General features: G+C 65.5%; 19 protein-coding genes, 1 tRNA gene and 2 pseudogenes. 10 read left to right on the top strand and 12 right to left on the bottom strand.

Features of this window, described 5'->3' with window-relative positions; genetic code table 11:
- Positions 1-7 precede the first annotated feature (7 nt).
- Positions 8-649, top strand: coding sequence for a TIGR02281 family clan AA aspartic protease (locus L1081_RS02055; protein WP_489414967.1), 642 nt, complete (start codon positions 8-10; stop codon positions 647-649).
- A 9-nt stretch (positions 650-658) separates the two neighbouring features.
- Here L1081_RS02055 and L1081_RS02050 read toward each other — a convergent pair whose 3' ends face one another.
- From L1081_RS02050 to L1081_RS02035, 4 genes are all read right to left on the bottom strand, one after another.
- Positions 659-1,012 carry a Rid family hydrolase gene (locus L1081_RS02050; RefSeq protein WP_489414966.1) on the bottom strand — a complete coding sequence of 118 codons (354 nt, stop codon included), beginning with the start codon at positions 1,010-1,012 and terminating at the stop codon, positions 659-661.
- 8 nt (positions 1,013-1,020) lie between these two features.
- A complete protein-coding gene (gene plsY / locus L1081_RS02045) occupies positions 1,021-1,656 on the bottom strand; it encodes a glycerol-3-phosphate 1-O-acyltransferase PlsY (protein WP_489414965.1) in 636 nt (211 codons plus the stop codon).
- Between the two features lie 71 nt (positions 1,657-1,727).
- Positions 1,728-2,219 (bottom strand): YbaK/EbsC family protein, encoded by a 492-nt coding sequence (locus L1081_RS02040; RefSeq protein ID WP_489414964.1) that lies wholly within the window; start codon positions 2,217-2,219, stop codon positions 1,728-1,730.
- A 73-nt stretch (positions 2,220-2,292) separates the two neighbouring features.
- A complete protein-coding gene (locus L1081_RS02035) occupies positions 2,293-3,354 on the bottom strand; it encodes an aldo/keto reductase (protein WP_489414963.1) in 1,062 nt (353 codons plus the stop codon).
- Between the two features lie 115 nt (positions 3,355-3,469).
- On the opposite strand from L1081_RS02035, the gene L1081_RS02030 reads away from it, so the two are divergent.
- The gene (locus tag L1081_RS02030) at positions 3,470-4,399 is read left to right on the top strand and encodes an alpha/beta fold hydrolase (RefSeq protein WP_489414962.1); all 930 of its coding nucleotides are present in this window, start codon (positions 3,470-3,472) and stop codon (positions 4,397-4,399) included.
- Positions 4,400-4,412: 13 nt separating this feature from the next.
- Here the strand turns inward: L1081_RS02030 and L1081_RS02025 are convergent, their stop codons facing one another.
- From L1081_RS02025 to L1081_RS02005, 5 genes are read right to left on the bottom strand one after another with little or no spacing between them, the layout of a single operon-like run.
- The gene (locus L1081_RS02025) at positions 4,413-5,105 is read right to left on the bottom strand and encodes an aspartate/glutamate racemase family protein (protein ID WP_369663223.1); all 693 of its coding nucleotides are present in this window, start codon (positions 5,103-5,105) and stop codon (positions 4,413-4,415) included.
- A 52-nt stretch (positions 5,106-5,157) separates the two neighbouring features.
- Positions 5,158-5,487, bottom strand: a complete 330-nt coding sequence (locus L1081_RS02020) for a hypothetical protein (RefSeq protein WP_489414961.1) — start codon at positions 5,485-5,487, stop codon at positions 5,158-5,160.
- 26 nt (positions 5,488-5,513) lie between these two features.
- Entirely contained in the window at positions 5,514-6,335 is an 822-nt protein-coding gene (locus L1081_RS02015; RefSeq protein ID WP_489414960.1) for a MetQ/NlpA family ABC transporter substrate-binding protein, read from the bottom strand.
- A 36-nt stretch (positions 6,336-6,371) separates the two neighbouring features.
- Complete coding sequence (locus tag L1081_RS02010) at positions 6,372-7,034, bottom strand: methionine ABC transporter permease (RefSeq protein ID WP_489414959.1); 663 nt, start codon at positions 7,032-7,034, stop codon at positions 6,372-6,374.
- The gene (locus tag L1081_RS02005) at positions 7,027-7,896 is read right to left on the bottom strand and encodes an ATP-binding cassette domain-containing protein (RefSeq protein WP_489414958.1); all 870 of its coding nucleotides are present in this window, start codon (positions 7,894-7,896) and stop codon (positions 7,027-7,029) included. The genes L1081_RS02010 and L1081_RS02005 overlap by 8 nt, the downstream gene beginning before the upstream one ends.
- 236 nt (positions 7,897-8,132) lie before the next feature.
- Here L1081_RS02005 and L1081_RS02000 point away from each other — a divergent pair, with 236 nt between their 5' ends.
- From L1081_RS02000 to L1081_RS01970, 7 genes are all read left to right on the top strand, one after another.
- Entirely contained in the window at positions 8,133-8,945 is an 813-nt protein-coding gene (locus tag L1081_RS02000) for a MetQ/NlpA family ABC transporter substrate-binding protein (protein ID WP_489414957.1), read from the top strand.
- Between the two features lie 187 nt (positions 8,946-9,132).
- A protein-coding gene (gene prfB, locus L1081_RS01995; protein WP_125964635.1) for a peptide chain release factor 2 occupies positions 9,133-10,237 on the top strand; the annotation gives its coding sequence in 2 pieces (ribosomal slippage) (positions 9,133-9,213 and positions 9,215-10,237; 1,104 coding nt in all).
- A 3-nt stretch (positions 10,238-10,240) separates the two neighbouring features.
- Positions 10,241-10,930 (top strand): HAD-IA family hydrolase, encoded by a 690-nt coding sequence (locus L1081_RS01990; RefSeq protein WP_489414956.1) that lies wholly within the window; start codon positions 10,241-10,243, stop codon positions 10,928-10,930.
- Positions 10,914-13,610: an aminopeptidase N gene (gene pepN, locus L1081_RS01985; RefSeq protein WP_489414955.1), complete on the top strand. Its 2,697-nt coding sequence runs from the start codon at positions 10,914-10,916 to the stop codon at positions 13,608-13,610. The genes L1081_RS01990 and pepN overlap by 17 nt, the downstream gene beginning before the upstream one ends.
- The gene (locus L1081_RS01980) at positions 13,591-14,433 is read left to right on the top strand and encodes a hypothetical protein (protein WP_489414954.1); all 843 of its coding nucleotides are present in this window, start codon (positions 13,591-13,593) and stop codon (positions 14,431-14,433) included. The genes pepN and L1081_RS01980 overlap by 20 nt, the downstream gene beginning before the upstream one ends.
- Positions 14,434-14,487: 54 nt before the next feature.
- A complete protein-coding gene (locus L1081_RS01975; RefSeq protein ID WP_489414953.1) occupies positions 14,488-15,498 on the top strand; it encodes a class 1 fructose-bisphosphatase in 1,011 nt (336 codons plus the stop codon).
- 25 nt (positions 15,499-15,523) lie between these two features.
- Positions 15,524-15,599: transfer RNA gene (locus tag L1081_RS01970), tRNA-Thr, on the top strand.
- A gap of 243 nt (positions 15,600-15,842) precedes the next feature.
- Here the strand turns inward: L1081_RS01970 and L1081_RS01965 are convergent.
- From L1081_RS01965 to L1081_RS01955, 3 genes and pseudogenes are all read right to left on the bottom strand, one after another.
- A pseudogene (locus tag L1081_RS01965) lies at positions 15,843-16,099 on the bottom strand (IS21 family transposase); the annotation flags it as partial.
- 119 nt (positions 16,100-16,218) lie between these two features.
- Positions 16,219-17,037 (bottom strand): annotated as a pseudogene (locus L1081_RS01960) (IS3 family transposase); the annotation flags it as partial.
- Positions 17,013-17,375, bottom strand: coding sequence for a transposase (locus tag L1081_RS01955; RefSeq protein ID WP_489414952.1), 363 nt, complete (start codon positions 17,373-17,375; stop codon positions 17,013-17,015). The pseudogene L1081_RS01960 and the gene L1081_RS01955, both read right to left, overlap by 25 nt.
- A 217-nt stretch (positions 17,376-17,592) precedes the next feature.
- Here L1081_RS01955 and L1081_RS01950 point away from each other — a divergent pair, with 217 nt between their 5' ends.
- Entirely contained in the window at positions 17,593-17,901 is a 309-nt protein-coding gene (locus L1081_RS01950; protein ID WP_489414951.1) for a helix-turn-helix domain-containing protein, read from the top strand.
- Positions 17,902-17,934: the final 33 nt, after the last annotated feature.

The raw sequence follows: 17,934 nt of genomic DNA, 5'->3' as shown, positions 1-17,934 counted from the left end.
GCCGTAAATGAAAGCCCTCGTCGTCGCAGCGCAGCTCCTGGCTGCCGCTGCAGGGGCGCATGCAGCCAGCTCCGTGATGCTGACCGGCACCATCGGCAGCCGCGCGATCCTGATCGTGAACGGCGCACCTCCCAAGACCGTGGCGGTCGGCGAGACTTTCCAGGGCGTGAAGCTGGTGTCGCTGCAGGCCGAGCAGGCGGTGGTCGAGCTCGAGGGCAAGCGCGTCAACCTGCGCATGGACACGCCGGTCAGCATTGGAGGCGGGGGAGGCACCGGTGGCGGCAGCCGCATCGTGCTGCCGGCCGACAGCCGCGGCCATTTCATGACACAGGGCGCCATCAACGGCCGTCCCGTCACCTTCATGCTCGACACGGGCGCCACGTCCATCGCACTGTCGGCCGACGATGCCCAGCGCATCGGCCTGGACTACAGCAAGGGGCAGCGCATCCAGATCAGCACCGCCAACGGCGTGTCCAGCGGCTACAGGCTGCGGCTTCGGTCGGTGCGCGTGGGCGATGTCGAGGTCTACGACATCGACGCCATCGTCTCGCCGCAGCCCATGCCCTTCGTGCTGCTGGGCAACAGCTTCATCAACCGTTTCTCGATGCGCCGCGACGCGGACCAGATGGTCTTGGAGAAACGCTATTGACAGTCCGCGTCAGGCCTGGGCGGCCGTGACCACGATCTCGATCTTGTAGGCCGCATTGGCCATCTTGGCCTGCACCGTTGCGCGCGGTGGGGTGTTGCCGGCGGGAATCCACGCATCCCACACCTCGTTCATGGCCGTGATGTCGGTGATGTCGGCCAGGAAGATCTGCGTCATGAGGATGCGCGACTTGTCGCTGCCGGCCTCGGCCAGCAGGCGGTCGACCATCGCCAGCACCTGCGCGGTCTGGCCGCGGATGTCCTGCGTGGTGTCGTCGGGCACCTGGCCCGCGAGGTAAATGGTGCCGTTGTGCACGGCCGTCTCGGACAGGCGCGGGCCGACGTGGAAGCGGGTAATGGATGCCATGGTGTTTATCAAGCCTTTTTCTTCGAGCCGAGTTTCGACTCCGTGCCGGCCGCGAGCCGGCGGATGTTTTCGCGGTGCCGCCAGATCAGCAGCAGGCTCATGATGATGATCGCAATCAGCACCGTGCGGTCGAGCGGCCACGCAATATTGCCGCCCAGCAGGTAATAGGCCGGCGCAAAGAAGGCCGCCACCAGCGACGACAGCGACGAATAGCGGAAGAACACCGCAATGATCAGCCAGGTGGCGCCGGTAGCCAATCCCAGCCAGGGCGCGATGCCCACCAGCACGCCGGCCGCCGTGGCCACGCCCTTGCCGCCCTGGAAGCCGAAGAACACGGGGTAGAGGTGGCCCAGGAAGGCCGCCAGGCCCGCCAGTGCGGCCACGCCCTCGCCCAGGCCCCACTGCGCGCCGAAATGCCGGATCAGGAACACCGGCAGCCAGCCCTTGAGCGCATCGAGCAGCAGCGTGGCCAGCGCCGCGCCCTTGTTGCCCGAGCGCAGCACGTTGGTGGCACCGGGGTTCCCGCTGCCGTAGCTGCGCGGGTCGGCCATGCCGAGCGTCTTGCTCACGATGACCGCAAAAGACAGCGAGCCGATCAGGTACGAGGCCAGAATGGCGATGAAAGACGGCAGATGAAAGCTCAAGGCGGCGCTCCGCGGGGGAATGGTTGTTCTTGTCCAGCGACGCCGGCCGGGGCCGGACTGCGCCGCGCCGGCTATTCTGCCAGCGCGCACTGCACCGGCGTGGCGCCCAGCAAGGCGACGCACGCCTGCGGGTCGATGCCCACCAGGTAGCCGCGCCTCCCGCCGTTGATCGCGATCCTCGGCAGTTCGAGGATCGTCGACTCGATGTAGACCGGCATCCGGCGCCGCGTGCCAAAGGGCGAGGTGCCGCCCACCATGTAGCCGCTGTGGCGCTGCGCGACCTCGGGCTTGCAGGGCTCGACCGACTTGGCGCCGATCTGCCGCGCGAGGTTCTTGGTCGACACGGTGCGGTTGCCGTGCATCAGCACGATCAGCGGCCTGGCGTCCTGGTCCTGCATCACCAGCGTCTTCACCACCGTGAAGGGGTCGAAGCCCAGCACGGCGGCGCTGTGCTGGGCGCCGCCGTGCTCCAGGTACTCGTACGGATGCTCGGTGAAGGCGACCTTGTTCGCGCGCAGCAGCTGCGTCGCGGGGGTTTCGGAAACGTGGGCCTTCTTGCTCACTGGTGCACCCTTGGCGCTGCGCGCCTTCCCGCCAAGCGGGAGCGAGCTTGCTTGGGGCGGCCCGGCGCGGCGCTCACGCCGCCGGATCCCGGATGTCCCACCGGATCCTGTCGATCTCGGCCAGCACCTCGGGCGACAGGGTGGTGCCGTAGGCATCGATGTCTTCGTCGAGCTGCGCCACCGTCGTCACGCCGAGGATCGTGCTCGCCACCTGCCACTTGGTGTAGCAGAAGGCCAGCGCAAGCTGCGTGGGCGTGAGGCCGTTGTCGCGCGCGAGCTGGTTGTACAGGCGCGCGGCCTTCAGCGCATCGGGGCGTCCCCAGCGCAGCTTGCGCACCGACTCGTAGCGCGTGATGCGCGCGGCCTGGGGCGCATCCGGCCCGGTGATGCCGCTCTGGTCGTACTTGCCGGTGAGCAGGCCGTAGGCCAGCGGCGAATAGGCCAGCAGCGACACGCCCAGCCGGTGCATCGTCTCGTCCAGGCCGTTCTCCACGCCGCGGCTCGCGAGGTTGTAGACGTTCTGCACCGTGGCCACGCGCGGCAGCCCGTGCTGCTCGGCCAGCCGCACGAACTCGTGCACGCCATACGGCGTCTCGTTCGACAGGCCGATCGCGCGGACCTTGCCGGCCTTCACCAGCCCGCCGAGGGCTTCGAGCTGCTCGCGGATGGGCGTCTGCGAGACCTCCTTGGCCGGGTCGTAGTAGATGTTGCCGAAGGCCGGCACGTGGCGCTCGGGCCAGTGGATCTGGTACAGGTCGATGACGTCGGTCTTCAGCCGCTTGAGGCTCGCGTTGCACGAGGCCACGATGTCGGCCGCCGTCATGCCCACGCCTTCGCGCACCCACGGCGTATTGCGCAGCGGGCCGGCCACCTTGGTGGCGAGCGTGAGCTTCTGCCGCGCACCGGGGTTGGCCGCGAACCAGTTGCCGATGATGGTTTCGGTGACGCTGTAGGTTTCCTGGCGAGTGGGCACCGAGTACATCTCGGCCGTGTCGATGAAATCGACGCCGCGCTCGAGCGAGCGGCTCAGGATGGCATGGGACGTGGGCTCGTCCACCTGTTCGCCGAAGGTCATGGTGCCCAGGCAGATGGGGGTGACGTGCAGGTCGCTCTGGCCGAGTTGGATTTTTTTCATGCGCGGGATGCTACCGCCCTCCTCTGCGACGCGCTGACGGTACAGCCTAAACCCGAGCGCGCGCTGTCCTGTGCCGGACTACGCCCCCGCGCCGGGCTCCTTATCATCGACGTCCATGTACCAAGCCCTCCGTCCCTCGCGCAGCGAATTCGTGCCCGTGCGCAACCTCCGCTACCACGTGCGCCTCTGGGGCGAGCCCTCGGCCGCGCGGCCGCCACTGGTGTTGCTGCATGGCTGGATGGACGTGGCAGCCTCGTGGCAGTTCGTGGTCGATGCACTGGCCGAAGAGCGCTTCATCATCGCGCCCGACTGGCGCGGCTTCGGGCTCACCGACGGCGGCGGTGTCGACAACTACTGGCTGCCCGACTACCTGGCCGATCTCGAATGGCTGCTCGACCACTACGCGGGCGAAGGCGATGCCGCGCGGCCGGTCGACCTGGTCGGCCACAGCATGGGCGGCAATGTCGCCATGCACTATGCGGGTGCCAGGCCCGGGCGCATCCGCCGCCTCGTCAACCTCGAAGGCTTCGGCATGCCGGCGCGCAAGCCCGAGGAAGCGCCCGCGCGCTACGGGCAATGGATCGACGAGCTCAAGCGCCTGCACCGCGGCGAGATGGCGCTGGCGGGCTACTCGGCCGTGGACGGCGTGGCGCGACGGCTCATGAAGACCAACCCGCGCCTCACGCCCGACAAGGCCGAGTGGCTCGCCAGCCACTGGTCCGCGCTCCAGCTGCAGCCCGACGGCAGCGAGCGCTGGCAGATCCTCGGCGACGCCGCGCACAAGATCATCAACGCGAACATCTTCCGGGTCGACGAAACGCTTGCGCTCTATGCGCGGATCTCGGCGCCCACGCTGATGGTCGAGGCCGCCGACGACAGCCTGCACGGCTGGTGGAAGAACCGCTACACGCTCGATGAATTCCACGAACGGCTGAAGTCCGTGCCTTCGGTGCGCATCGAGCAGGTGGCCGAGGCGGGCCACATGCTGCACCACGACCAGCCGCTGCGCGTGGCGGGATTGATCGAGCAGTTCCTGGCCGGCTGAGGCGGCCGGCGCTTCAGGCCGCGGCGCGCCGCAGCGCCGCGCGCGCCAGCAGCCGCGTGGAGTCGAGCGTGGGCAGCGGCGAATTCACGTCGTTCATGATGAGCGGAATCTCGGTGCATCCGAGCACCACCGCATCGCAGCCGTCTTCGTCCTTCATGCGCTGGATCACGCGCCGGAACGCCAGCACCGCATCGGGCGTGAACACACCGCGCACCAGCTCGTCCATGATGATGCGGTTGATCTCCTCACGCTCCAGGGCCGTGGGCCGGACGTATTCGAGCCCCCTGGCCGAGAGCTTCTCGGGATAGACCTCGCTGTCGACCAGCCAACGCGTGCCGGTGATGGCAAGGCGCCGGAAGCCGCGCTGCGCGGCCTCGTCGGCCACGCACTCGGCAATATGCAGCCACGGCAGCGGCGAGCGCGCCTCGATGAAGGGCAGCGCCTGGTGGATCGTGTTGTCGGGGCAGACCAGGAAGTCGGCGCCGATCTTCGCGAGCTTGCTCGCCGAGGCAAGCATCACCTCGCCCACGCCATGCCAGTCGCCGCGGTAGATGTGCGCCATGTAGTCCGAAAGCGATGGCGTGTGCATGGCCACTTCCGGATGCGCATGCGGGCCGAGCAGCTCGGCCCCCTCCACGCAGATGGTCTGATAGCAGAGCGCCGCGCCTTCGGCGGAACACCCGACGATTCCGATGTGCTGGGTCATCCGCACATGCTACAAGCCCCGCACCCGCAGCGCGCCGGGCTGACTGGAAAACTCAGTCTTCTTCGGCGGCGTCGTTGCCCGTGAGCATCAACACATGCTCGACGAAGGCGTCGAAGTGCGGCAGCGCGGCGGGCAGCGGCTGCAAGGGCTCGCCGGCCGGCAGGCTCACCCATTCGCCCGCCTCGAACAGCAGGCCCAGGTAGCCGCTTTCCGCACGCACATAGAACAGGGCCGCACGGTCGAGCACCCGCTGGCCCTCCGGCGCGTCGTCTTCGCGGCCCCATGCAACGCCCTGTCGCGCCAGGCACTCGGTGATCCATCCGTCGCACACATGCGTGTCGCGCCAGCTTCCTTCGGTATCGAAAACGGCGAGCACGGGCATGGGCGTCCTTGGCTTGAGAAGAAGATTTACTGAAGGAAGCTGGGCTTGGCGTAGCCCTGGAACTTGCTGTCGACCACGGCCTTGAATTCCTTCGAGCGGTAGGCCTCGGCAATGTCCCTGGCCCACGGCGCGTTTTTGTCCGCGCTCTTCACGGCCACCACGTTCAGGTAGTAGTCGGGCGTCTTCTCGAGCACCACGGCTTCGCTCAGCTTCAGGCCCGACGAGATCGCGAAGTTGCCGTTGACGATGGCGTATTCGGTATCGCCCAGCGAGCGCGGCAGCTGCGCGGCCTCGAGCGGAATGAACTTGAGCTTCTTCGGGTTCTCGGCCACGTCCTTCTCGGACGCGCGCAGCGCATCGACGCCGGGCTTGATGGTGATGAGCTTGTTCTGCTCCAGCAGCACCAATGCGCGGGCCAGGTTGCTCGGATCGTTGGGCAGCGTGAAGCGGTCGCCCTCCTTCACCTCGGCCAGCGTCTTGCGCTTGGTGGAGTACACGCCCAGCGGCGCGATCGGGCCCTGCACCAGTTCGGCGAGGTCGAGCTTCTGGTCGGCCGAGAACTTCTTCAGGTAGACCTGGTGCTGGAAGAAGTTGGCATCGAGCGAACCCTGCGCGAGCGCGAGGTTGGGCTGCACGTAGTCGTTGAACTCGACCAGCTTCACCTTGTAGCCCTTCTTTTCGAGGATGGGCACGATGCCGACCTTGAGCTGGTCGATGTTGGAGCCGGCGGTGCCGCCGATCACGAGGTTCTTCTTGGCTTCCTGGGCCTGCGCCAACGAAAGGCCGCTGAACGACAGGGCAACCAGGGACAGGGCAAGGACGGAGCGGCGCAGCAGAGCGGTTTTCATGAAATCAAAAAAGGAAGGAACGAGAGAAAAAAAGATTCAACGCTTGTCAAGCCTGCGCGCCGTGGTGTTGCCCACGAACTGCAGGATCTGTACCAGCACCACGAGCAGCGCCACGGTGAGCACCATCACGTCGGTCTGGAAGCGGTAGTAGCCATAGCGGATCGCCAGGTCGCCGATGCCGCCGCCGCCCACCACGCCGGCAATCGCCGAATAGGAGAGAAAGCTCACCGCCAGCACCGTGAGCGCCAGCACCAATCCGGAGCGCGCCTCGACCACCAGCACGCGCCAGACGATCTGCAGCTCCGAGGCACCCATGGCATGCGCCGCCTCGATCACGCCGCGCGGCACTTCGCGCAGGCACTGGTCGACCAGCCGCGCAAAGTACGGAATGGCCGCGAACGACAGCGGCACCGCGGCCGCCAGCGGGCCGATGGACGTGCCCGCGATCACCCGCGTGAACGGCACCAGCGCCACCAGCAGGATGATGAAAGGAAACGAGCGCACGGTGTTCACGATCCAGTTGAGGATGAGGAACGCCGGCTTGTTCTCGAGCGACTGGCCCGGGCCCAGCAGGAACAGCAGGATGCCCAGCGGCCCGCCAATGAGCACCGCGGCCGAGAGGCCGATGGCCAGCATCAGGAAGGTCTGACCCGTGGCCACCCACAGCTCGGGGAGGATGGGGGCGATGTTCTCAAACATAGGCCACCTCCTGCGCGCTGCGCTGCGCTGACACGGGGCGCGGCGCGATGGGTTCGCGCGCCTCGCGTTCGCGGCGGCGCACCAGTTCGTCGATCTCGCGGCCCAGGGCCGTTTTGCGCTCTTCGCTCGGCGCATCGACCGCGAACTGCTCCACCAGCCGGCCCTTCTCCAGGATGGCCACGTTGCGGCACAGCACCTCGACCACCGAGAGTTCGTGCGTGACGATCACGATGGTCACGCCGATCTTCTGGTTGATGTCGCGCAGCGTCTCGAGCAGCGCGCGCGTGGTTTCGGTGTCGAGCGCCGAGGTGGGCTCGTCGCACAGCAGCACCTGCGGCCGCGGCGCCAGCGCACGCGCAATGGCCACGCGCTGCTTCTGCCCGCCCGAGAGCTGCGCCGGATAGGTGTCGATCTTCTCGGCCAGCCCCACCAGTGCCAGGCACTCGCGCACCCGGGCGTCGATCTCGGCCTTGGAATGCCGGCCGTGGATCTTCAGCGGGAAGGCCACGTTGTCGAACACCGTGGCGTTCTGCAGCAGGTTGAACTGCTGGAAGATCATTCCGATGTTCTGGCGCGTGTCGCGCAGCTCGCGGCGCGAGAGCGTCGTGAGGTCGCGCCCGCCCACGAAGACCTGGCCCGCATCGGGCCGCTCCAGCAGGTTGATGAGGCGCAGCAGGGTCGACTTGCCGGCGCCGCTCTTGCCAATCAGGCCGAACACGTCGCCCTGGTGGATGTCGAGCGAGAGCGACTGCACGGCGTCGAACACCTCGCCGCTGGGCAGTGCGAATGACTTCTGCACGGATTGAAGACGGATCACGGGCTGCGCGTTGCCGCGGCCCGCATCGGACGAAAGGTTGCTCATGAAAAAGGCAGCGGCGGGCGCGGAGTCAGCCGCAAAGGTTCGCAAAAAGGGGCCGAGTATGAGAACAAAGGCGTCAAAAGGGAACGAACAAATCGGCTCATGCATATGCATGAAAACGCATAAGACACTTGGATTGCCCGGCGAGGACGCCATATCGATATGCGCATTGGTTCGTTTCCAAATGTGCCGGGCAATGCCACATTCGCGCCTTCCTTTTTTTGATTTCGCGCAACAACATGCACACCACTTTCCGCCGCCGCACCCTCGCCGTTGCAACGCTGGCCACCGCCCTTCTCGCCGGCAACCCCGCGCTTGCGCAAGACAAGAACACCCTCAAGGTCGGTGTCTCCGTCGGCAGCGCCGAGCAGGTCTTCGAAGTGGTCAAGAAGGTCGCTGCCAAGGATGGCCTGAACATCCAGGTCGTGGTGTTCAACGACTATCAGCTGCCCAACGCGGCGCTGGCCTCGGGCGACCTCGACGCCAACGCCTTCCAGCACCAGCCCTTCCTGGACAACCAGAACAAGGCGCGCGGCTTCGACATCGTGCCGGTGGGCCTTACCATCACCGCGCCGCTGGGCTTCTACTCGCGCAAGATCAAGGCCATCGACCAGTTGCCTGATGGTGCCTCGGTCGGCATCCAGAACGATCCGTCGAACGGCAACCGCGCCCTGCTGCTGCTGCAGACGGCGGGCCTCATCACGCTGAAGCCGGAAGCGGTGAAGAACAACACGGCCACGCCGCTGGACGTGGTGAGCAACCCGAAGAAGCTCAGGCTGGTGCCACTCGATGCCGCCCAGCTGCCGCGCTCGCTCGACGACCTGGCGATTGCCGCCATCAACAACGACTACGCCGAGAAGGCCGGGCTGTCGCTGAACAAGGACGCCGTGATCAAGGAATCGGCCAAGAGCCCGTACGCCAACCTGATCGCCGTGCGCCGCGCGGACAAGGACAAGCCCTGGGCCAGGCGGCTGGTGGCGGCCTACCAGTCGCCGGAGGTGAAGAGCTTCATCGAGACGCAGTTCAAGGGGTCGCTGGTCCCGGCGTTCTGACTTTCCTTCTCCCTCCCCTCCCGGGGGAGGGTTGGGGTGGGGGCAAGCGGCGCTCGCAATGGGCGCCCTGCCCGCCCCATCCCAGCCTTCCCCCAGAGGGGGAAGGAGCAATACAGGGCATCCGCAGGGCGGGTTATCGGTCCGTGAGAAAATGCCGGGTTTCCCCCGAACACAGTCAGGACACCCCATGGACGCAGAACAAATCAACCAGATCGGCGCAACGCTTGCAGACCTGAGCGCCCGGACTGCGGATTTACGGAGGTATCTTTGACTACGATGCCAAAGCCGAACGACTGAGGACAGTCAACGCATCGCTCGAAGATCCCAACGTCTGGAACGACCCCAAGAAGGCCCAGGAACTGGGCCGCGAGAAAAAGTCGCTCGACGACGTGGTCGTCACGCTCGACCGCCTCACCAGCGGCCTGTCGGACAACACCGAGCTCTACGAGATGTCGAAGGAAGACGGCGACATGGACGGCTTGCAGTCCATTGCCGATGACGCCGCCGCGCTCGAAGCCGACATCAAGCAGCTCGAATTCCGCCGGATGTTCAACAACCCGGCCGATCCGCTCAATGCCTTCGTCGACATCCAGGCCGGCGCCGGCGGCACCGAGGCCTGCGACTGGGCCAGCATGCTGCTGCGCCAGTACCTGAAGTACGCCGAGCGCAAGGGCTTCAAGACGCAGATCGAGGACGAAACCCCGGGCGACACCGCGGGCATCAAGGGCGCGACCATCAAGGTCGAGGGCGACTACGCCTTTGGCCTCTTGCGCACCGAGACCGGCGTGCACCGCTTGGTGCGCAAGTCGCCGTTCGACTCGTCGGGCGGGCGCCACACCAGCTTTGCCTCGATCTTCGTGTACCCGGAAATCGACGACTCCATCGAGATCGAGATCAACCCGGCCGACGTGCGCACCGACACCTTCCGCGCCAGCGGCGCCGGCGGCCAGCACATCAACAAGACCGACTCGGCCGTGCGCCTGACGCACATTCCCACCGGCATCGTGGTGCAGTGCCAGGACGGCCGTAGCCAGCACAGCAACCGCGACGTGGCGTGGAAGCGCCTGCGCTCGCGCCTGTACGACCACGAGATGCGCAAGCGCCAGGAAGAGCAGCAGAAGCTCGAGGACAGCAAGACCGACGTGGGCTGGGGCCACCAGATCCGCAGCTACGTGCTGGACAACAGCCGCATCAAGGACCTGCGCACCAACGTCGAGGTCTCGGCCACGCAGAAGGTGCTCGACGGCGACCTCGATGTGTTCATCGAAGCCTCGCTCAAGCAGGGCGTGTAAGCGATGAGCTTGATGCACGGGAAGGTCGAAGCCTTCATCTTCGACATGGACGGCACCATGATCGACTCCATGCCGTGGCATGCGCGCTCATGGGTGGAGTTTGCCGAACGCCACGGGCTGAAGCTCGACGTGACCGACATCCTTGCGCGCACCACGGGCCGCACCGGCGCCGAGTGCATGCGCGAACTGTTCGAGCGCGAGCTTTCCGACGACGAGTGCTTGGGCCTGGTGCACGAGAAGGAAGAAATCTACCGCGCCCTCTTCCACGACAACTTCACCGAAGTGGCCGGCTTCACCGCCTTTGCCAAGGCCGCCGTCGCGCGCGGCCTGAAGGTGGCCGTGGGCACCGCCGGCGACCGGCACAACATCGAGTTTGCGATGTCGCGCCTGAAGATGGACCCGCTGCCGCTGGCCATCGTGGGCGGCGACGAAGGCTTTGCCGGCAAGCCCACGCCCGAGATCTTTCTGGAAGCCGCGCGCCGCATCGGCGTGGCGCCCGAGCGCTGTATCGTGTTTGAAGATGCCCCCTTCGGCATCGAGGCCGCGCGCCGCGGCGGCATGCGTGCCGTGGCCGTGTGCAGCACCCATACCGCCGCCGAGCTTGCCGGCCCCCATGTGATTGCCGCCGTTCGCGACTACGACGAACTCGCCCATTCGAATTTTCTGGAGACACTCGATGCTGCTGCAGCGTGACGCCCAAGGGCAACCGATTGCCATTCGCCGCGAAGACTATGCCGCTCCGGCATTCTGGATCGACACCGTCGACCTGACCTTCGACCTCGACCCCGCCAAGACCCGCGTGCTCAACCGCATGCAGCTGCGCCGCAATCCCGACGCGCCGGCCCAGCCCCTGCGCCTGGACGGCGACGAGCTGAATCTGGCGCGCGTGCTGGTCAACGGCCAGGGCGCATCGTTCCGCATGGAGGGCGACCAGCTCGTCATCGACGGCTTGCCCGATGCCTTCGAGCTCGAGATCTTCACCACCTGCTGCCCCATCAAGAACACCAAGCTGATGGGCCTGTTCGTGAGCGAGGACACCTTTTTCACGCAGTGCGAGGCCGAGGGCTTCCGCCGCATCACCTACTTCCTCGACCGTCCGGACGTGATGGCGATGTACACCGTCACGCTGCGCGCCGCCAAGGCCGCCTACCCGGTGCTGCTGTCGAACGGCAACCTCGTCGAGCAGGGCGACCTGCCCGAGGGCCGCCACTTTGCGAAGTGGGTCGACCCCTTCAGGAAGCCCTGCTACCTGTTCGCGCTGGTGGCCGGCAAGCTGGTGGCGCGCGAGCAGCGCATCACCGCGCGCAACGGCAAGGAGCACCTGCTGCAGGTGTACGTGCGCGCCGGCGACCTCGACAAGACCGAGCATGCGATGAACTCGCTGGTCAACTCCGTGCTGTGGGACGAGGCCCGCTTCGGCCTGCCGCTGGACCTGGACCGCTTCATGATCGTCGCCACCAGTGACTTCAACATGGGCGCCATGGAGAACAAGGGCCTGAACATCTTCAACACGAAGTACGTTCTGGCCAACCAGGCCACCGCCACCGACGCCGACTACAGCAACATCGAAAGCGTGGTCGGCCACGAGTACTTCCACAACTGGAGCGGCGACCGCGTGACCTGCCGCGACTGGTTCCAGCTCTCGCTGAAGGAGGGCCTCACCGTCTTCCGCGACCAGGAGTTCAGCCAGGACCTGTGCGCCGACGCCTCGGCCCGCGCCGTGAAGCGCATCGAGGACGTGCGCGTGCTGCGCACCGCCCAGTTCCCCGAAGACGCCGGCCCCATGGCCCACCCGGTGCGGCCCGACAGCTACATCGAGATCAGCAACTTCTACACCGTCACCATCTACGAAAAGGGTGCCGAGGTGGTCCGCATGATGCAGACGCTGGTCGGCCGCAAGGGCTTCGAGCGCGGCATCACCCTCTACTTCGAACGCCACGACGGCCAGGCCGTGACCTGCGACGACTTCGCCCAGGCCATTGCCGACGCCAACCCCGATTCGGAACTGGCCCGCCTGCTGCCGCAGTTCAAGCGCTGGTACAGCCAGGCCGGCACGCCGCGCCTGGCCGCCCACGGCGTGTACGACGCGCAGAACCGCAGCTACACCCTGAGCGTGGTGCAAAGCTGCCCGCCCACGCCCGGTCAGCCCACCAAGGAACCCTTCGTCATTCCGCTGAACATCGGCCTGCTCGACGCGAGCGGCCGCGAACTGCCGATGCAGCTCCAGGGCGAAAACGAAGTCACGCGCGGCACCCGCACGCTGGTGCTCTCGCGCGCCGGCGAGCAGATCACCTTCGTGGGCCTCGACGCCGAGCCCGTGCCTTCCATCCTGCGCGGCTTCAGCGCGCCGGTGATCCTGGACTTCGAGTACACCGACGCCCAGTTGCTCACCCTGCTGGCCAACGACCCCGATCCGTTCAACCGCTGGGAAGCCGGCCAGCGCCTGGGCCTGCGCGCCGCGCTGCAGGGCATTGCGGCGCTGGCGACCGACACCACCCCGGTGCTGAACGACGCCTACATCGACGCCATGCGCAGCGTGCTGCGCAACCCCCAGCTCGACGCCGCCTTCAAGGAACTGGTGCTCACGCTGCCCTCGGAAACCTACATTGCCGAGCAGCTCGACGTGGTCGATCCGCAGCGCGTGCACCTCGTGCGCGAGGCCATGCGCGCCCAGCTGGCCACCGCCCTCTTCGCCGACTGGCAGTGGGCGTATGAAGAGAACCACGACACCGGCGCCTACACGCCCGACCCGACCTCGTCGGGCCGCCGCGCGCTGGCCGGCATGGCGCTCAACTTCCTGTGCCTGGCGGCGCGCTCCTCGGGCGACACCGTGTGGCCCGGCAAGACGCTGCAGCGCTTCAAGGACGCCGGCAACATGACCGACCGCTTCAACGCGCTTAACGCGCTGGTGTCGTCGGGCCACACACTGGCCGCACAGGCTCTGGCGCGCTTCCACGCCCTCTTCAAGGACGAAGCGCTGGTCATCGACAAATGGTTCTCGCTGCAGGCCGGCGCGCCCGACCGCGGCGGCGATATCCTGCCGCTGGTGAAGCAACTGATGAAGCACCCCGACTTCTCCATCAAGAACCCCAACCGCGCCCGGAGCGTGATCTTCAGCTATTGCAGCGCCAACCCCGGCGCGTTCCACCGCCCCGACGCGGCCGGCTACGTGTTCTGGTGCGAGCGCGTCATCGAGCTGGATGCCATCAACCCCCAGGTGGCCGCCCGCCTCGCCCGCGCGCTCGACCGCTGGAGCAAGCTGGCCGAACCGTACCGCAGCGCCGCGCGCGAAGCCATCGCCCGCGTGGCGGCCAAGCCCGACCTGAGCAAGGACACGCATGAGGTGGTGACGCGTGCGCTGGCTGGCAACTGAACGACACCTGAAGCGGCCGGCCCTCGCGCTGGTAGTGCTGCTTTGCGTGGCGCTGGCCGGCTGTGCGGGCGGCAGCTCGCGCCAGCCGTGGATCAAGACCTCGCAACTGGCCACCCTGCCCGGCTCGACCGTGCAGGTGGTTGTGCCCGGAGCCGGTGTCGAGGTAGAGAACGACCTCGACGCCGGTTCGAAACGCATGCGCATCATCGGTGCCGGCATGGCGGCCATTCCCGGCGTGGGCATCCTCGGCGCCATGGCTCTTGGCGGCGCGACCGGTGCGGCCAACCAGAGCTACCAAGCCTCAGTCCAGGAAGAGATCCAGTCGCGATCGGCCCTCTACCTGAAGGTTGTGGGCAACTACGAGCTGGCACCCCAACTTAGCGCGCGCCTCGAAAAGGCATTGCGCACCAGCCCGAACTATCGCGACGCCACGTACCGCGAGCCCGCGACCAGCATGTTCAGGAGCAGCCCGCTGAACCCCGACAGTGCACAGACCGTGATCGAAGGGTGGGCCAACGTATCCGACGACGAAGACGAAGCCGTGGTGCGCGCCAACGTGCGCATCAGCTCCCCCGACAAGCGCGCGCTGTGGCACGAGTACGCGTACCGCTCGACCGTGAGCCTCGCGGACCTCGTCGGCCCTTCGCTGAAGCAGGAGTTGCGCGGCAAGGACGCCAATACCCAGCGCAGCACCCGCCGCGCGCTTTGGCTGGCAGACCAGGGCAAGCTGCTGAATGAAGGACTGGCCAGAGCCACCGCCGACGTTGCAACGCGCATTGCCTATGACCTTGGCGCCCCTTGGCCCGAAGACAACGCCGACTGATCCCGGCAGACCACGATATCGAAATCATCGACCCTATCCAGGAAACAGAACCGTATGACCCAGAAGATTTCCCTCACCCGCTACCTCGTCGAAAAGCAGCGCGCCGACGGCCTCATTCCCGGCCAGCTGCGCCTCTTGCTCGAAGTGGTCGCCCGCGCCTGCAAGAGCATCAGCCAGGCCGTCAACAAGGGCGCGCTGGGGGGCGTGCTCGGCACCGCCGAGAGCGAGAACGTGCAGGGCGAGATCCAGAAGAAGCTGGACATCATCGCCAACGAAGTGCTGATCGAGGCCAACGAATGGGGCGGCCACCTCGCGGCCATGGCCAGCGAGGAAATGGACAGCATCTACGTGGTGCCCAACCGCTATCCGCAGGGCGAATACCTGCTCATGTTCGACCCGCTCGACGGCAGCAGCAACATCGACGTGAACGTAAGCATCGGCACCATCTTCAGCGTGCTGAAGAAGCCCGACGACACCCCCGGCGTGCAGGAAGCCGACTTCCTGCAGCCCGGCACCCAGCAGGTGGCGGCCGGCTACTGCATCTATGGCCCGCAGACCACCCTGGTGCTCACCGTGGGCAACGGCGTGGCCATGTTCACGCTCGACCGCGAGCAAGGCAGTTTCGTGCTCACGCAGGAAGACATCCAGATTCCGGCCGACACCAAGGAATTTGCGATCAACATGAGCAACATGCGCCACTGGGACGAGCCCATGAAGCGCTACATCGACGAATGCCTGGCCGGCAAGGAAGGTCCGCGCGGCAAGGACTTCAACATGCGCTGGATCGCCAGCATGGTGGCCGACGTGCACCGCATCCTGATGCGCGGCGGCGTGTTCATGTACCCATGGGACAAGCGCGAGCCCGAAAAGGCCGGCAAGCTGCGCCTGATGTACGAGGCCAACCCGATGAGCTGGCTGGTCGAGCAGGCCGGCGGCGCGGCCACCAACGGCAAGCAGCGCATCCTCGACCTGAAGCCCACCAAACTGCACGAGCGCGTGAGCGTGATGTTGGGTTCACGTAACGAAGTCGAGCGTTTGACCAGGTACCACGCCGAAAAGGCCTGACGGTGTTGCTATAATCCGAGGCTTCGCCGGTGTAGCTCAGTCGGTAGAGCAGCTCATTCGTAATGAGAAGGTCGGGTGTTCGATTCATCTCTCCGGCACCAAATAGAAAGCCCCTGATTCGTAAGAGCCAGGGGCTTTTTGCCTTTTTGACCCGCAAATGGGCCGTGGACACGAAGTCAGGCTGGCCCAGACGCCTCAAGAACCTGCAGCCTTTCCTTCAACTGTTTGATTCCACCGATCTCTGACCCTAGATTTCCATTGAATACTGACCCGCCCGCTTTGTGAGCCCAAAGGCTTCACGGCGTGGATAAGTGCTTGATGTGCTCCTTTTTAGATTGAGGTGTGTGGATCTGCCGCAGATTGCGCCGCTGTTTCCGCGATTTGGTTGCCTCGACCGCGAGCCAGGTCGAGAGCTTGTCGGCATAGGGATCGAGCTTGCTTGAGCTCGTCCGCTTGGCGTAGCGCGGCTCTTCGTCGCCAGCTCGCAGGTACTTCTTTAGGTGTTGCGAGACAGGCCTGTACGCCTGGCTATCTCGCGGATGGACATCTGCTCGCGCAGGGCCCAGCGTCTGATGACACTCAATGTCGCCACGTCTATCACTCCTAGGATCCCCTGCTTTAAAAATGAGCAGGGTAGGGTTTTACGTGGGTCAGTCTTAGACGGAAATTACTGCGTTTATGGAGTGAACCCCATCGACTGGACCACTGGGGTCATCAGAACTAAGCCGCCTGCTGAGCGAGTTGGGATTCGAATTCGTTGGGTGGGCGGTAACCGAGCGCCGAATGCAGCCGCTTGGCGTTGTAGACCTCTTCGATGAACCGCGGCAGTCGCGTTGCCACGTCTGCGAAGGTCTCGTAGCCGGCCAGGTACACCTCCTCGACCTTGAGCGTCTTCATGAAGCTCTCGGCCTGGGCATTGTGATACGGATTGCCCGGCGAGCTCATCGAGCCTCGGAGCCCGGCCTCCTGCAATGCGCGTCGGTACGTCTCGCTCGCGTACTGACAACCGCGATCCGTATGGTGGATGCAGCCCGGCTGCGGCTGTCGGCTTCGGACGGCCGAACGCAGCGCCGCCAACGCGAGCGGTGTGTCGATGCGCCGCGAGATCGCATAGCCCACGACCTTGCGGCTGCACGCATCGAGGATGGCCGCCAGATAGCAGAACCCGGACTCGATGCGGATGTACGTGAAGTCCGCCACCCACACGAGGTCCGGGCGGCTCGGAATCACGTTGCGATAAAGGTTAGGGAAGATCGGCGAGTCGTGGTCGCTATCGGTGGTGCGAACGAAGCGTCGGCGCGGCTTGATGCCCAGACCGTGCAACTTCATGAGGCGCGCGATCCGCTTGTGATTGATGAGGTGACCGCGGCGGCGCAGTTCATGGGTCACACGGCGATAGCCGTAGCCGGCAAGCTCATCCTGGATGCTCTCGATAAGCTGAACGACCTGAAGATCGCTCAAGGCTATGGCGGGCTCGTTGGCTTGGTAGTAGAACGTGCTGCGCGGCAGTTCGATCACTTGGCACCCCCGTCGGATGGAGCAGGCTTCGGGCCGGTGATGATGGAGGAATTCTCGCTGTCGCTCACGAGGCGCAGGCGCGGCGTTTTTTTGACCAGCTCGAGCTCCATCGTGAGCTGCCCCACCTTGCGCTCCAAGGCTGCGATCTTCGCTTCGTAGTCGGCCACCACAGATGCTTCGGCCTCCTCGTTGCTGAGCTCGCCGCGGTCGAACTGCGTCAGCCACATCTGGATGAGATTGGCTGAGAGGGTGTACTTCCGCTGGGCGTCGCGCCGGCCCAGGGTGCCTGAGCGGATGTCATGGCACAGCTGCAGTTTGAACTGCGCCGAGTGCCTGCGATACGGACCTCTTGAGGACATGGACCTTCTCCTTCTATGAAGGCCCAGCCAGCGTATCAGTTCATCTTTCCCCAGTGGTCCAGTCGATGGGGTTCACTCCATTAGTGGGTCAATTTTCGGTGGCAATCAACACTCAAGAATGTCTGACGCGTCCAAGACAAACTCCCTCATTTACTAAGCAATCCTTAGTGTATCCCGCGCCAGAAACTTTGAGCATCCCTGATCAAAATTGTTAGGGGTGCTTTTTTTGTCGGTACTTGCAAAGCGCCTGAAGGCCGCTCGACTTCGAGCCGGCTTGTCGCAGGAGAAGTTGGGGATCATGGCCGGCATCGACGAGATGTCATCGAGCGCCAGGATGAACCAATATGAACGGGGCAAACACGCGCCGGATTGGTTGACCGTCGAGCGATTGGCTGCTGTGCTCAACGTCCCGGTCGCCTATTTCTACGCCACGGATGACGATGCAGCAGAACTGCTGCTCGCCTTCTATGCGCTCGCGCCCGAAGCGCGCGGTCGCGCGCTCGAGTTGATCAAGGCAATGTCGTGATGCGTTGCAGAACTCGTTGAACCACCCAACCTC

It is taken from the genome of Variovorax sp. MSC1_012, from assembly GCF_023667525.1.
GTDB lineage: Bacteria > Pseudomonadota > Gammaproteobacteria > Burkholderiales > Burkholderiaceae_C > Variovorax > Variovorax beijingensis_B.
Note: the sequence above shows the minus strand (reverse complement) of the source record. Positions and strands in the feature narration are given on the sequence as shown.